Origin of the sequence: Streptomyces sp. NPDC086989, assembly GCF_044745505.1 — a bacterium.
In the GTDB taxonomy this organism is placed as follows: domain Bacteria; phylum Actinomycetota; class Actinomycetes; order Streptomycetales; family Streptomycetaceae; genus Streptomyces.
Genome location: NZ_JBIVAL010000002.1, coordinates 215329 through 227904, shown reverse-complemented (window position 1 = coordinate 227904; position 12576 = coordinate 215329). Strand labels below are relative to the sequence as shown.

11 protein-coding genes are annotated in these 12576 nt (G+C 74.1%); 4 read left to right on the top strand and 7 right to left on the bottom strand.

The genetic code is table 11. From position 1 onward, the window contains the following. Positions 1-92 precede the first annotated feature (92 nt). A complete protein-coding gene (locus ACIPK4_RS04760; protein ID WP_402309295.1) occupies positions 93-1274 on the top strand; it encodes a ferritin-like domain-containing protein in 1182 nt (393 codons plus the stop codon). A gap of 5 nt (positions 1275-1279) precedes the next feature. Here the strand turns inward: ACIPK4_RS04760 and ACIPK4_RS04755 are convergent, their stop codons facing one another. Both ACIPK4_RS04755 and ACIPK4_RS04750 read right to left on the bottom strand, forming a co-directional pair. Continuing rightward, a complete protein-coding gene (locus ACIPK4_RS04755; RefSeq protein WP_402309293.1) occupies positions 1280-2761 on the bottom strand; it encodes a penicillin-binding transpeptidase domain-containing protein in 1482 nt (493 codons plus the stop codon). Further along, positions 2758-4131 carry an FtsW/RodA/SpoVE family cell cycle protein gene (locus ACIPK4_RS04750; protein WP_402309291.1) on the bottom strand — a complete coding sequence of 458 codons (1374 nt, stop codon included), beginning with the start codon at positions 4129-4131 and terminating at the stop codon, positions 2758-2760. The genes ACIPK4_RS04755 and ACIPK4_RS04750 overlap by 4 nt, the downstream gene beginning before the upstream one ends. A 95-nt stretch (positions 4132-4226) precedes the next feature. Here ACIPK4_RS04750 and ACIPK4_RS04745 point away from each other — a divergent pair, with 95 nt between their 5' ends. The 3 genes from ACIPK4_RS04745 (at position 4227) to ACIPK4_RS04735 (ending at position 6392) form a co-directional block, all read left to right on the top strand. After that, entirely contained in the window at positions 4227-4616 is a 390-nt protein-coding gene (locus ACIPK4_RS04745; protein ID WP_376194165.1) for a DUF6325 family protein, read from the top strand. Next, positions 4616-4915: an SHOCT domain-containing protein gene (locus ACIPK4_RS04740; RefSeq protein WP_402309289.1), complete on the top strand. Its 300-nt coding sequence runs from the start codon at positions 4616-4618 to the stop codon at positions 4913-4915. The genes ACIPK4_RS04745 and ACIPK4_RS04740 overlap by 1 nt, the downstream gene beginning before the upstream one ends. 127 nt (positions 4916-5042) lie before the next feature. Then, on the top strand, positions 5043-6392 hold the full coding sequence (locus tag ACIPK4_RS04735; RefSeq protein ID WP_402309715.1) for an NlpC/P60 family protein: 1350 nt from the start codon (positions 5043-5045) through the stop codon (positions 6390-6392). Here ACIPK4_RS04735 and ACIPK4_RS04730 read toward each other — a convergent pair. The 5 genes from ACIPK4_RS04730 to ACIPK4_RS04710 all read right to left on the bottom strand — a co-directional run bounded on the left by ACIPK4_RS04730 (position 6335) and on the right by ACIPK4_RS04710 (position 12513). Next, complete coding sequence (locus ACIPK4_RS04730) at positions 6335-7603, bottom strand: styrene monooxygenase/indole monooxygenase family protein (protein ID WP_402309287.1); 1269 nt, start codon at positions 7601-7603, stop codon at positions 6335-6337. The two genes, ACIPK4_RS04735 and ACIPK4_RS04730, sit on opposite strands and share 58 nt — an antisense overlap. Before the next feature lie 126 nt (positions 7604-7729). Further along, a complete protein-coding gene (locus ACIPK4_RS04725) occupies positions 7730-8362 on the bottom strand; it encodes a GTP-binding protein (RefSeq protein ID WP_402309286.1) in 633 nt (210 codons plus the stop codon). Further along, on the bottom strand, positions 8343-8750 hold the full coding sequence (locus ACIPK4_RS04720) for a DUF742 domain-containing protein (protein ID WP_402309284.1): 408 nt from the start codon (positions 8748-8750) through the stop codon (positions 8343-8345). The genes ACIPK4_RS04725 and ACIPK4_RS04720 overlap by 20 nt, the downstream gene beginning before the upstream one ends. Continuing rightward, entirely contained in the window at positions 8747-9226 is a 480-nt protein-coding gene (locus tag ACIPK4_RS04715; RefSeq protein WP_402309282.1) for a roadblock/LC7 domain-containing protein, read from the bottom strand. Before ACIPK4_RS04715 ends, ACIPK4_RS04720 begins: the two co-directional genes overlap by 4 nt. Continuing rightward, complete coding sequence (locus ACIPK4_RS04710; protein ID WP_402309280.1) at positions 9223-12513, bottom strand: nitrate- and nitrite sensing domain-containing protein; 3291 nt, start codon at positions 12511-12513, stop codon at positions 9223-9225. The genes ACIPK4_RS04715 and ACIPK4_RS04710 overlap by 4 nt, the downstream gene beginning before the upstream one ends. Between the last annotated feature and the right edge of the window lie 63 nt (positions 12514-12576).

Genomic DNA, 12576 nt, shown 5'->3' with positions numbered 1-12576 from the left:
CTGCGCACGACTTGTTGACCCCGCGTCTACCAACGTGTGACGCTGCCAACCATCCAGTCCTGTACGGAAGTAAACGAGCCGAGGGGGCGTCAGTGTCGACGCACGAGCTCTACACCAAGGACCCGGGCGCGGACGTCTGGCAGGTTCCGGCCTCCGGCGCGGCCCGCTTCAGCTGGGAGTACGACGAAGGCCGCGAGCGGCTCCTCGCCCTGTACCAGAAGGGCAAGGACAAACAGTGGGACGGCGCCAAGCGCATCGACTGGGAGCTGGAGGTGGACCCGTACAACCCGCTCGGCACCCCGGACGAGGCGCTGACGCTCTACGGCACCCGCCACTGGGCCGGACTCACCGAGAAGGACAAGGGCGAGCTGCGCCGGCACTACGCCGCCTGGAACTTCAGCCAGTTCCTGCACGGCGAGCAGGGCGCGATGGTGTGCGCCGCGCGCATCGTGGAGTCGGTGCCGGACCTGGACGCGAAGTTCTACTCCGCCACCCAGACGATGGACGAGGCCCGGCACGCCGAGGTCTTCGGGCGGTTCCTGCACGAGAAGGTCGGGATGCTGTACCCGATCAACGACAGCCTGCAGGGCCTGCTCGGCGACACCCTGCGCGACTCCCGCTGGGACATGCCGTACCTGGGCATGCAGGTGCTCATCGAGGGGCTGGCGCTGGCCGCCTTCGGGATGATCCGCGACACGACCGACCAGCCGCTGCCCAAGCAGATCCTGGCGTACGTGATGCAGGACGAGGCCCGGCACGTGGCGTTCGGGCGGATGGCGCTGCGCGACTACTACAAGCAGTTGACGGACGCCGAGCTGCGCGAGCGCGAGGAGTTCGTCATCGAGGGCTGCTACCTGATGCGGGACCGGTTGCGCGGGGTGGAGGTGCTGGAGAACTTCGGCATCCCGCGCAAGGAGGCGGAGCAGTTCACCGAGCAGTCCGAGTTCCTGCACCTGTTCCGCAAGCTGCTGTTCAGCCGGATCGTGCCGTGCGTGAAGGACATCGGGCTGTGGGGCGAGCGGCTCCAGAAGGCGTACCTGGACATGGGCGTCTTCGAGATGGGGGACTCCAACCTGGACCTGCTGATGACCCAGGACGAGGAGATCGCCGAGGCCCTCGACCGCGAACGCTTCGCGGCCGAGGAGGCCGCCCGGGTCGCGGAGGTCGCGGCGACCGTCGCCGAAGGCGCGAACGCCACCGCGGACCCCTCCGCGGGCACCACCGCGGGCACCACCGCGGACGGGCCCGCCCGCGAGAGGCCCGGCGCCCCGTAGGGAGTTCAGCGGGTGGAGGGGGGTGGCGGCGCTCCGTACAGCGCGGCCTCCATCACCGCCCGGGCGATCGGGGCCGCCGCGCCGTTGCCGCTGATGTCGCCGCGGCGCGCCTCCGCGTCCTCGACGACCACCGCCACCGCGACTCCCGGGAGCGGCGCGTCCTCGGCCCTGGCCCATCCGATGAACCAGGCGTACGGGGTCCCCGCGTTGCCGACGCCGTGCTGGGCGGTGCCGGTCTTGCCGCCCACCACCGCACCGGGGATCGCGGCGTTGCGCCCGGTCCCGTTCTCCACGACCTCCACCATCAGCTCCTGGAGCCGCAGCGCCGTCGCCGGGTTCATCGCCCGGCCCAGGCTGCGCTGCTGCCCGCGCCGGATCCGGTCCCCGTCGTCCTGGGTGGTCCCGTCGACCAGGTACGGGGACTTGAGGTCGCCGCCGTTCGCGACCGCCGCCGCCACCATCGCCATCTGGAGCGGCGTCGCCGTCGTGTTGAACTGCCCGATCGAGGACAGCGCCAGCTGGTCGGGGCTCATGTCGGTGTCGAAGTTCGACCGGGACACCCAGGCCGGCACCCGCAGCCCCTCGTCGTCGAACCCGAACCGGCGCGCCGCGTCCACCATCGCGCGCAGCCCGACCCGGACCCCGATCTTCGCCATCACCGTGTTGCAGGACCACCGCACCGCTTCCGCCATCGAGGCGTCCTCGCAGCCGGTGATCGCGTTCGGCAGCAGCGTGCTGGTGCCCGGCAGCGGGTACGGGTCCGGCGTCCGGGTGGGCGCGTCCACATCGGTGACCACCCCCGCGTCCAGGGCCGCGGCCGCCGTGACGATCTTGAAGGTGGAGCCGGGCGGGTACGTCTCGCGCAGCGCCCGGTTCAGCATCGGCCGGGCGGGGTCCGCGTTCAGCCGCGCCCAGGCCGCCTTGACCCCCGCGCCGGTGCCGGAGAGCACCGCCGGGTCGTACGAGGGGCTGCTGACCAGCGCGAGGATCCTTCCGGTGGCGGGCTCCAGGGCGACCGCCGCGCCGCGCCGGCCCGCCAGCCCGGTGTACGCGGCCCGCTGGAGGCCGGCCCGGACGGTGGTCTCCGCGTTCCCGCCGGCCGGGCGGCCGCGGGTCAGGTCGTACCAGAGGGGGAAGGCCGAGAGCCCCGGATCGGTGCCGGCGAGGACCGCGTCCTCGGCGCGTTCGACGAGGCTGGTCCCGTACGTCTGCGAGGAGAACCCGGTGACCGGCGCGTACAGCGGGCCGTTCGCGTACGTCCGCTCGTAGCGCAGCAGCTGCCGGCTGTCCCGGGAGCCGGTGACGGGCCGCCCGTCGACCAGGATGTCCCCGCGGGGCCGGGCGTAGCGCTCGATGGCGGGGCGCTTGTTGGCCGGGTTCGCCCCGTACGCGGCGGCCTCCCAGACCTGCACCCGGGCCACGTTGACGAGCAGGGCGAGGAGCAGCAGCGCACAGAAGTACGCGCACCAGCGGATGTACCGGATCACGCAGCGCCCTCCGCTCCGGCCGGGCGGGGCCGGCGGGCACTGTCGCCGAGCCGGACGAGCAGCGCGACCATGATCCAGTTGGTGACGACGGAGGAGCCGCCCTGGGCGAGGAAGGGCATGGCCATGCCGGTGAGCGGGATCAGCCCGGTCACTCCCCCGGCGATGACGAAGACCTGGAGCGCGACGGTCGAGGCGACTCCGGTGGCGAGCAGGCGCCCGAAGGGATCGCGCAGCGAGAGCCCGGCGCGGAAGCCGCGGTCGACGAGGAGCCCGTACAGCAGCAGGATCGCGGTGAGGCCGGCCAGGCCGAGCTCCTCGCCGGCGGTGGCCAGGATGAAGTCCGACTTGGCGGCGAACCCGATCAGGAAGGACTGGCCGTGGCCGAGCCCTGAGCCGAGGAGCCCGCCGGCCCCGAAGGCGAACAGGGACTGCGCGAGCTGTCCGGGGCCCTCGCCGCGGTCGATGGAGGCGAAAGGATTCGTCCAGTCCCCGACCCGACTGTGCACGTGCGGCTCCAGGGTGCCGACGGCGTACGCCCCCACGGCGGCGAGCAGCAGGCCGATCGCGATCCAGCCGATCCGGCCGGTCGCGGTGAACAGCATGACGACGAACAGCCCGAAGAAGAGCAGCGACGTCCCCAGGTCCCGCTCCAGGACGAGTACGCCGACACTGAGCAGCCAGATCGCCAGGATCGGGCCGAGGACCCGGCCGGGCAGCAGCCGCAGTTTCCAGAAGAGCCGGCGCCCGGTGAGGGCGAGCGCGGTGCGGTTCGCGGCGAGGTAGGCGGCGAAGAACACGGCGAGCAGGATCTTCGCGAACTCCCCGGGCTGGAAGGAGAGTCCGGCGAACCGGATCCAGATGTGGGCGCCGTTGACGGCCGGGAAGAACACGGGGACGAGCATCAGCGCGAGCGCAGCGGCCACGGAGAGGTACGCGTACCTCTGGAGCACCCGGTGGTCGCGCAGCAGCACGACGACGAGGACGAAGAGGGCCACGCCCAGCGCCGACCAGCGCAGTTGGTCGCCGGCGGCGAGATGGGCGGGGGTGGTGAGGTCGAGCCGCTGGATCAGGACCAGGCCGAGTCCGTTGAGCAGGACCGCGATGGGCAGCACGAGCGGATCGGCGTACGGGGCCCGGAACCGGACCGCGAGGTGCGCGAGCAGGGCGGTCCCGGCGAGGCCGGCGGCGTACCGGCCGGCGGTGCCGGGAACGCGGCCGGTGGTGGCGAGGCCGACGTAGAGGTGGCCGAGGACCGAGATGAGGACGGCTCCGGCGAGGAGCGTCAGCTCGACACCCCCGCGCGGGGACGCGGGGCCGTCGGGGGGCGGGGGCGGGGCGGGCTCCGCCACCTCTGCCGTCAGAGCGGTCATGCGGGAAACGTAGCAAGCGGACGGATGGTATGTCCGCTTATGTCATAGAGTGCCGAAGAGTCGTCAGAAACGGTCACGAGTGGGAGCCGCGGCACATGGGACCAGTGGAATTCATCGTCCTCGCCTTCCCGGAGGAACAGCTGCGGGTACCCGCGGTCGAGGCCGTGATGGGACTGCGCAAGGCCGGGGTCGTACGGCTCATCGACGGGCTCGTGGTCACGAAGACCGCGGGCGGCGAGGTGCTGGCGGCGGAGTTCGACGAGTTCATGGAACTCCAGGGCCTGCTGCGGCACCGGGAGGCCGCGCAGCTGATCGGGGCGGAGGACGTCACGGAGTCGGCGGAGCTGCTGGAACGGGGCAGCTGCGCGCTGCTGCTGGTGGTGGAGCACGTGTGGGCCGAGGACGCGGCGATCGCCGTCCGGGCGGCGGGCGGACGGATCGTGGGCTCGGTCCGGATCCCGCCGGAGCGGACGGGGGCGGCCTGATGTTCATCCGCCCGATCGGAACGAGAGTCGAACCGGCCCGGCGCCCCTCGGGCCACCCCCTCCTGGCCGGCCTCCTCTCCCGGGCCGCGGGCCACACCCCGGGCCCCCCGCCCCCGCAGACCCCGCAGAGTCCGCAGGCCGAACCGGCCCCCGGGACGGAGGCCCCGCCGGCCGCCCGACCCGGCGGCACCACCGGCGGGCTGGCGGCCGAACTGGCGCAGCTGGCCGAGCTGGCCCGCGAGGGCGTCCTGACACCGCAGGAGTTCAAGGAGGCCAAAACCCGCCTCCTCCACCCCTGACCCCGGGGCTGCGGCAGGCTCGGCCCGCGGGGATGGGCCGGTCGGGTGAGCGCGCGGAACTGGCCGTTCCCGGTCGGGGATTTGTCATACCGGGCGTGGCAGCATCGGCCGCCTGGAGGTGATCACATTGTCATGCCGCCTGCTCCGCGCCGCCTGCATCGCCGCCGTGCTCGTCACGGCGGGCCCGCCGGCCACCACCCACGCCGCCGACCCCCTGCCCGACGCCCACACGCACAGCCACACCCCGTCGCAGGCGCCCCCCGCCACCCGAAGCCCCGGCCCGGCCGACGCGATCCGCACCCCCGCCGCCACCGCATCCCCCGCCACCACCCCTTCTTCCCCCACCGCCACCACCGCCCCGAGCCCCCGTCCGGCGGCGGACTCCGGTGGCAGTGCCCTGCCCGGGCCCGAACAGTCCGTGGGGGCCCTGCTCACCCGGTTGCAGGGGCTGTACCGGCAAGCCGAAGAGGCCTCCGAGGCCTACAACGCCACCGAGGTCGCCCTCAAGGCCGGCCAGGACGAGGAGCACCGGCTCAGCGCCGAGCTGGGCAAGGCCCGTACCGCCCTCCGCGCGCAGAAGGCGGCGGCCGGGCGGCTGGCCCGGGAGCAGTACCAGCACGCCGCCGGCGTCGGCTTCTCCCCGTACGCCCGCATGCTGCTCACCGGCGACGCCCAGGCCGCCGTGGAACAGCGCCGGCTCGCCGCCCGCGAGGGCGCCCGCCGGGCCGGGGTGCTGGCCCGGCTCACCCGGGACGTCCACCGGGCCGACCTCCTCGCCACTGCCGCCCGCAAGACCCTCGACGCCCGCCAGACCCTGACCGCGCAGCGCAGACTGCACAAGCAGCAGGTCGACCTGAAGCTCAAGCAGGTCGAGGCCGTACTGGCCTCGCTCACCCCCGAGCAGCTCACCCGGCTCGGGGCCCGCGAGGCCGCGGACACCGCCACCGCCCAGCGCACGCTGGTCGATTCGGGCCGGCTCGCCGCCACCCCCCGTACGCCGACGGCGGCCGGCGGGGCCGCCCTGACCTACGCCACGGAGCAGATCGGCAAACCGTACGTCTGGGGTGCCGAGGGGCCGGGCTCCTTCGACTGCTCCGGGCTGACCTCACAGGCCTGGGCGCACGCCGGCCGGTCCATCCCCCGGACCAGTCAGGAGCAGTGGGCGCAGCTCCCCAAGGTGCCGCTGGACGAGCTGCGGCCCGGCGATCTGGTGGTGTACTTCCCCACCGCCACCCATGTGGCCCTGTACGTCGGCGACGGGAAGGTGATCCAGGCGCCGCGGCCGGGGGCGAAGGTCAAGGTGTCCCCGATCGCCGCCAATCCGCTGCTCGGCGCCGTGCGGCCCGACGCCGACGCGGCCCCGCTGAGCCAGTTCACGCCGCCGTCCCTGCCGGAGGCCCCGGAGGGCGGCGACGCCGGCTACTCCGCCGCGGCGGCACCGGATCCGGCCGACGACGACGCGACCTCGTCCAAGTAGTCCTGCGCGTCCTCGGGGTCGTAGAAGTACGCGTCGAAGTCGGCCGGGTTGTCGAAGCCGTTGGCGAAACGGTCCGCCACCGGCTGGAGCCGCCCGGCGGCCCCGATCAGGTTCAGTACGTGCTCCGGCGGGACGCCCAGCATCGCGTTCGTCCACCGGGTCACCGGCTTGCCCGTCGTGAACCAGAACTTGTCGAAGGTGGCCTTCATCCACGCCTCGTCGAACGGCTTGTCCCCGTGCATCAGGATCGACGACAGGTAGGAGGCCGCGCACTTGGACGCCGCGTTCGAGCCCTGGCCGGTGATCGGGTCGTTCGCGACGACCACGTCGGCGACGCCCAGCACCAGCCCGCCGCCCGGCAGCCGCCCGACCGGGTTGCGGACGACCGGCGCGTACCGGCCGGCCAGCGTGCCGCCCGCGTCCGTCAGCTCCACGTTCCTCGCCCGCGCGTACTCCCAGGGCGTGAACTTCTCCATCAGTTCCAGCGTCAGCGCCAGGTGTTCGGCCGGGCCGGCGACCCCGCGGAACACGTCGAGCGGGCCGCCCGGGAGCCCCTCCCAGAACAGGATGTCCGCCCGCCCCGACGTCGTCAGCGCCGGCATCACGAACAGTTCGCCCACGCCCGGGACGAGGTTGCAGCGCACCGCCTCCGTGTCGGGGTGCTCGGGGCGCGGTGCGAGCCCGTGCACGTACGAGACGGCCAGCGCGCGCTGCGGCGTGTCGTACGGGGAGCGCGCCGCGTCCCGGCCGAACATCGACACCAGCTCGCCCTTGCCGGCGGCGACGAGAACCAGGTCGTACGTACGGGAGAAGTAGTCGAGGTCGGCGACCGACGCGCCGTGGATGACCAGCTGTCCGCCGCGCTGCACGAAGGTGTCGAGCCAGCCGGCCATCTTCAGGCGCTGGTCGACGGACTGCGCGTACCCCTTGAGGCGGCCGAGCCAGTCGACGGGGCGCGAGGTGTCCGGGGCGGCGACGGAGACGCCGATGCCCTCGATCCGCGGGGCGTGCCGCTCCCAGAAGTTCAGTTCGAGGTCACGCTCGTGCTGGAGCGCCGTGTCGAACATGACCTGCGTGGACATGATCCGCCCGGTGCGGATCTCGTCCGCCGTCCGGTTGGACATGAGGGTGATCTCGTACCCCTTCGCCTGGAGGCCGAGGGCGAGCTGGAGACCGGACTGGCCGGCCCCCACGACGAGTATCTTGCGCATCTCACGTTCTCGATTCGGGTGAGGGGTCGGCAGTACGGCGGTTCGACGGTTCGGCGGTTCCGGAGGCTCAGCGGATCCGGAAGCCGGGCGGTTCGGGAGGCCGGGCGGTTCCGGGGGCCCGGGAGCCTACGCGGGCGTCGCGTCGAGGGCGTGTCCCACCAGCGTCAGCAGGGAGGCGACGACCGTGTCCCGGCGCCGCGCGTCCATGATCTCCACCGGTACGTGCGCCGGGATGGTCAGCGCCTCGCGCACGTCCTGCGGTTCGTACGCGCGCGAGCCCTCGAAGTGGTTGACGGCGACGGCGTACGGGAGCCCGCAGCTCTCGAAGTAGTCGAGGGCCGGGAAGCAGTCGCGCAGCCGGCGCGTGTCGGCCAGGACGATGCCGCCGATGGCACCGCGCACCAGGTCGTCCCACATGAACCAGAACCGCTCCTGGCCCGGGGTCCCGTACACGTACAGCACGAGGTCGTCGTCGAGGGTGACGCGGCCGAAGTCCATCGCGACGGTGGTGGTGCCCTTGTCCGGCGTGGCGGAGAGGTCGTCCGTGGGGAGGCTGGCCTGGGTCATCACCGCCTCGGTGCGCAGCGGGGTGATCTCGGAGACGGACGAGACGAAGGTGGTCTTGCCGACGCCGAAGCCTCCGGCGACGAGCACCTTGACGGCGACGGGCGCGCGGGAGCGGTCGTACTGCCAGGGCTGGACGGGCTCGTCGTCCGGGGCGGCGGGACGGACGGGCGGGTCAGAGACGGCGAAGACCACTGAGCACCCTTTCCAGCAGCGCGCGTTCGGGGCGGCCGGGGCCGTGCCCCGTCCCGTAGACGCGTATGCGTCCCTGGTCGGCGAGGTCGCTGACCAGCACGCGGACCACCCCGAGCGGCAGCTTCAGCAGCGCGGATATCTCGGCGATGGTGCGCATGCGGCGGCAGACCTCGACGATGGCGGGCATCTCGGGCGTGCGGTCCGTGGCCGCCGCGGGGTCCTGGGGGTCCGAGGCGCGGGTGTCGAGGGCGGCGACGAACGTCTCCACGTGCAGGACCTGCGTGAAGCGGGTGCGGCCGCCCGTGAGGGAGTACGGGCGGACGCGTGCGGGCCGGCGGTCGGCTCCGCGTATCGGCAGCCGGTCGGCCGCCGGGGCCGTGCTCCTCACGTGGTCTTCTCCATCGACTGGCGCAGCTCGCTGCGGACTTCCGGGGTCAGGACGTGGCCGGCACGGCCGACGAACAGCGCCATGTGGTAGGCCACGACGCTCATGTCGCAGTCGGGTGTGGCGTGCACGCCGAGGAGCGAGCCGTCGCTGATGGCCATGACGAAGACGGAACCGTACTCCATCGCGACCATCGTCTGCTTGACCGCCCCGCCGTCCATGAGTTCGGCGGCGCCGGTGGTGAGGCTGCCGAGGCCGGAGACGATGGTGGCCAGGTCGGCGGAGGCGCCGCGCGGGCCCTTGGTGCGCGCGGGGTTCCCGGCTGCGGCCCCTCCGGGGTCGGAGGACAGCAGCAGGAGGCCGTCCGAGGACACGACGGCGACGGAGTTGACGCCGGGCACCTCCTCGACCAGGTCGGTCAGCAGCCACTGCAGGTTGCGGGCCTGGGTGCTCAGTCCGTACGTACTGGGCGCGGTCATGTGCGTGCCTCCTGTGCGGTGTCCCCCTGGTCGGTGTCCTGTGCGAGCTCGGCGGCCACGACGCGCCGTCCGTCCCGCGTCCCCTGGTAGAAGCCGCCGAGCCGGCGGCGCAGCTCCTCCGCGTCGACGCGGCGCGCCGGCTCGGGCCGCACGGCGTCGGTGCGGCCGGGCCGGGGGGCGCCCACCGTGCGCGGGGTCCGCTTGGGCAGGCCCTTGTCGGTGACGGCGTCCGGTCCGGCGTCGGGGTGGCTCCCCTGGCGGGGGGCCCAGTCGGCCTCGTCGGGTGCGTGCCGGTGGGGCTCCGCGGGGCCGTCGGGGGCGACGGCGGGGGCGGACCGCACGGGCAGGGACGGGCGTTCTTCCGGTACGTCGGCCCGGAGCCCGGCATCGGGCAGCGGACCGGGGGACACCGGCTCGGCGCCGGATCCCGCGAAGCCCTCCGGTCCTGCGTCGGGGACGACCCGCGCGAGCAGCTCGTCGCCCGGATCCCGGTCACCCGGGACCTCCGCGGCCGGGGCGGCCGGGGTGAACGGCCGGTCTCCGCCGGTCAGCTCGACCTCCGGCTCCGGCGCGGGCTCGAACTCCGGCTCCGGCACGGCCTCGGGGGCGGCCTCGGCCTCCGGCTCCGGCGCGGGCTCGAACGCGGGCGCGGGCTCGAACTCCGGGGCGGCTTCGAACTCCGGCTCCGGCGCGGGCTCGAACTCGGGGGCGGCTTCGAACTCCGGCTCCGGCTCCGGCTCGAACTCCGGCTCCGCTATGGGGGCCGGGTCGGGGACGACCCGGGCCAGCAGCTCCTCGCCCGGTCCGCTCGCCGCGGTGAACACCTGGTCGGCCGGAGGCAGTGCGGCCTCGGCCTCCGGGTCCGCGAAGGCGCGGCCGCCCGGGACCGGCTCCGCGTCCTCCTCCGGCGCCCGGGCCGTGAAAACCTGCTCGGCGGGCGGCAGTGCGTCTTCGGCCGCCGGGGCGGGCGTGTCCGCGTCGGGATCCAGGCCGCCGGCCAGGTCGGGGCCGAACTCCCCGGCCAGCTCCGCGCCCAGGTCCGAGGCCGCGGCCTCGGCCACCGGCTCGGCCCCTTCGGCGGCGGCCGGCGGAGTGGGGTCCCACTCCATGGCGCGCAGGAGCTCGGCGTCCGCCTCCGGTCCCGGGTCCGTGAAGGGCCCGGGCCCGGCGGCGGGCCCGGGCTCGGCCCGGACCTCGGCCCGGGCCTGCGGCTCCGCGTCCCGTTCCGCCGCCGGAGGCGTCCGGCGCGGCGGGATGGTGTTCTCGTTCGCCTCGGCGATGACGCCCGGCAGCCGGATCTCGGGCACGCCCGGCGTGGCGAAGGTGTGGACGGGCGAGGTCGGCGCGGTGGCCGGGAGCAGCGCGGCCGGGACGACCACGAGGGCCTCCGTGCCGCCGGGGCGCCCGGGGCGCAGCTCCGCCGTGACCCCGTGCCGGGCCGCGAGGCGTCCCGCCACGTACAGGCCGAGGCCCAGGCCGTGTTCCGCTTCCGGTTCCTCGTCGTACGCCTCGGGGGTGGCCAGGCGGGCGTTCAGCGCCTCCAGGCGGTCGCCGCTGATCCCGATGCCCTCGTCGACGACGGACAGCACGACGTCGCCGGAGTCGAGCAGCCGGCCGGACACCTTGACCTTGGCCTCGGGCGGCGAGAACGTCGTCGCGTTCTCCAGCAGCTCGGCGAGGACGTGCGAGATGTCGTCGGCGGCGTGCCCCGCCACGTGCGTGAACGGGGGAAGCGTCGTGAGGTCGACGCGCTCGTAGCGTTCGATCTCGCTGACCGCGGCGCGCATGACGTCGATCAGCGGGACGGGGACGGCCCCGGCGCCGTGACCGTGCTCCTGTCCGGCGAGGACCAGCAGGTTCTCGTTGTGGCGGCGCATGACCGTCGCCAGGTGGTCCATCTTGAACAGGGTCGCGAGGCGGTCCGGGTCCTGTTCCCTGGACTCCAGTTCCTCGATGACGGCGAGCTGGCGCTCGACCAGGCCGAGCGTGCGCAGCGACAGCGACACGGAGGTCGTCGACATGATGCGGCGGTGCTCTTCCAGGCCGGTCCGCAGCTCGGTGAGTTCCTTCTCCAGCGCGTCGCGGCCCGCGGTCAGTGCCTCGTTGCGGCCGATGAGGCGGCGGCCGTCCGCGTCGAGGCCGGCGATCCGGGTGTGCAGGGCGACGGTCTGGTCGCGGACGGCGTTCAGGTGGCGGACGACTTCGGCGAACTCGTCGTTGCGGCCGGTGAAGCGGACCGGTTCCACCGAGCCTTCGGGGGTCGCGAGCCGGGCCGCGCCGCGGCGCAGTACGGACAGCGGCCGGGTCAGGGAGCGTGCGACGGCGGTCGAGAACCCGACGGCGACGAGGAACAGCAGTCCGAGGACGGCGACCAGCATTTCGAGCCGGGTCACGTCGTCGTCGCGCAGGGTGGCGAGCGCGGTGGCCCGCTGGCCGGCGAGCGTGGACTCCACGGACCGCATGCGGTCGATGCGGGCGGTGAGCGCGGGGGCGATGGTGGCGCCGTCGAGCTTGCGGTCGGCCGTGGACAGCGTGGGCCGTTCGGTGAGCCGCTTGAGGTGGTCGTCGGCCGTCTTGACCTCGGGGCCGGTGACGGTGGCGGCGAGGGTCTGGCGCACGTCGGGGCGTGCGACCCGGGAGAAGTCGTCGAGGGCGGCCTGTTCGCGTACGCGGGCCCGCTGGGCGGCGGTGGTCAGTTCGTCCACGGCCGCGGTGCCGGAGGGCTGCTCGCCGCGGGGGACGGCCAGCGCGGCCAGCAGCAGCCCGCGGGTGGCCGAGGCCTGTTCGACGGCCTGGCCGAGGGGGGCCAGCGGGCGGGTGGTGGCGAGGGCGGCCACGGCGCGCGGCGGGGTCAGCACGGCGAGCCGGTCGCCGGGGGCGAGGAGTTCCGCGATGACGCCGGTGTACGCCTGCTGGGCGGCGAGGGCGGTGCCCTTGCCGTCGACGGCCTCGTTGCGGACGGTCTGGACGCGGGCGAGGGCGCGGGCGAGCGCCTCGTCGGCCTCGTTCTGGACCTCGGCGAGCTGGCGGTCGGTGAGCGCGGTGCGCTCCTGGACGGGGCCCTTCGCCTGGGCGCCTGGGCGGCCCTTGGCCACGTACTCGACGACGGCGTCGCGCTCGTCGCCGAGGAGGTGCGCGAGGGTGAGGGTGTGCTGGGCCTGCTCGGCGAGCGTGACCAGCTGCTGGGAGTCGTTCAGCTCCCGTGTCGCGGAGACCACGGCGGGAGCGCCGGCCGCGAGGACGGTGAGGCCGGCGACGGCGACGCCGAGGACGAGCCTGCTGCGCACGCGGACGCGGCGTCCTGCGGGGGCGGGTCCGTCGGTGGCGGTGCCGTTCTTCCGAGACCGCTT

Excerpts from the sequence above, each read along its gene's own strand:
- ACIPK4_RS04750 (WP_402309291.1), bottom strand. The coding sequence starts at position 4,131 with ATGACCGCTCTGACGGCAGAGGTGGCGGAGCCCGCCCCGCCCCCGCCC.
- ACIPK4_RS04745 (WP_376194165.1), top strand. The coding sequence starts at position 4,227 with ATGGGACCAGTGGAATTCATCGTCCTCGCCTTCCCGGAGGAACAGCTG.
- ACIPK4_RS04740 (WP_402309289.1), top strand. The coding sequence starts at position 4,616 with ATGTTCATCCGCCCGATCGGAACGAGAGTCGAACCGGCCCGGCGCCCC.
- ACIPK4_RS04730 (WP_402309287.1), bottom strand. The coding sequence starts at position 7,603 with ATGCGCAAGATACTCGTCGTGGGGGCCGGCCAGTCCGGTCTCCAGCTC.
- ACIPK4_RS04715 (WP_402309282.1), bottom strand. The coding sequence starts at position 9,226 with ATGACCGCGCCCAGTACGTACGGACTGAGCACCCAGGCCCGCAACCTG.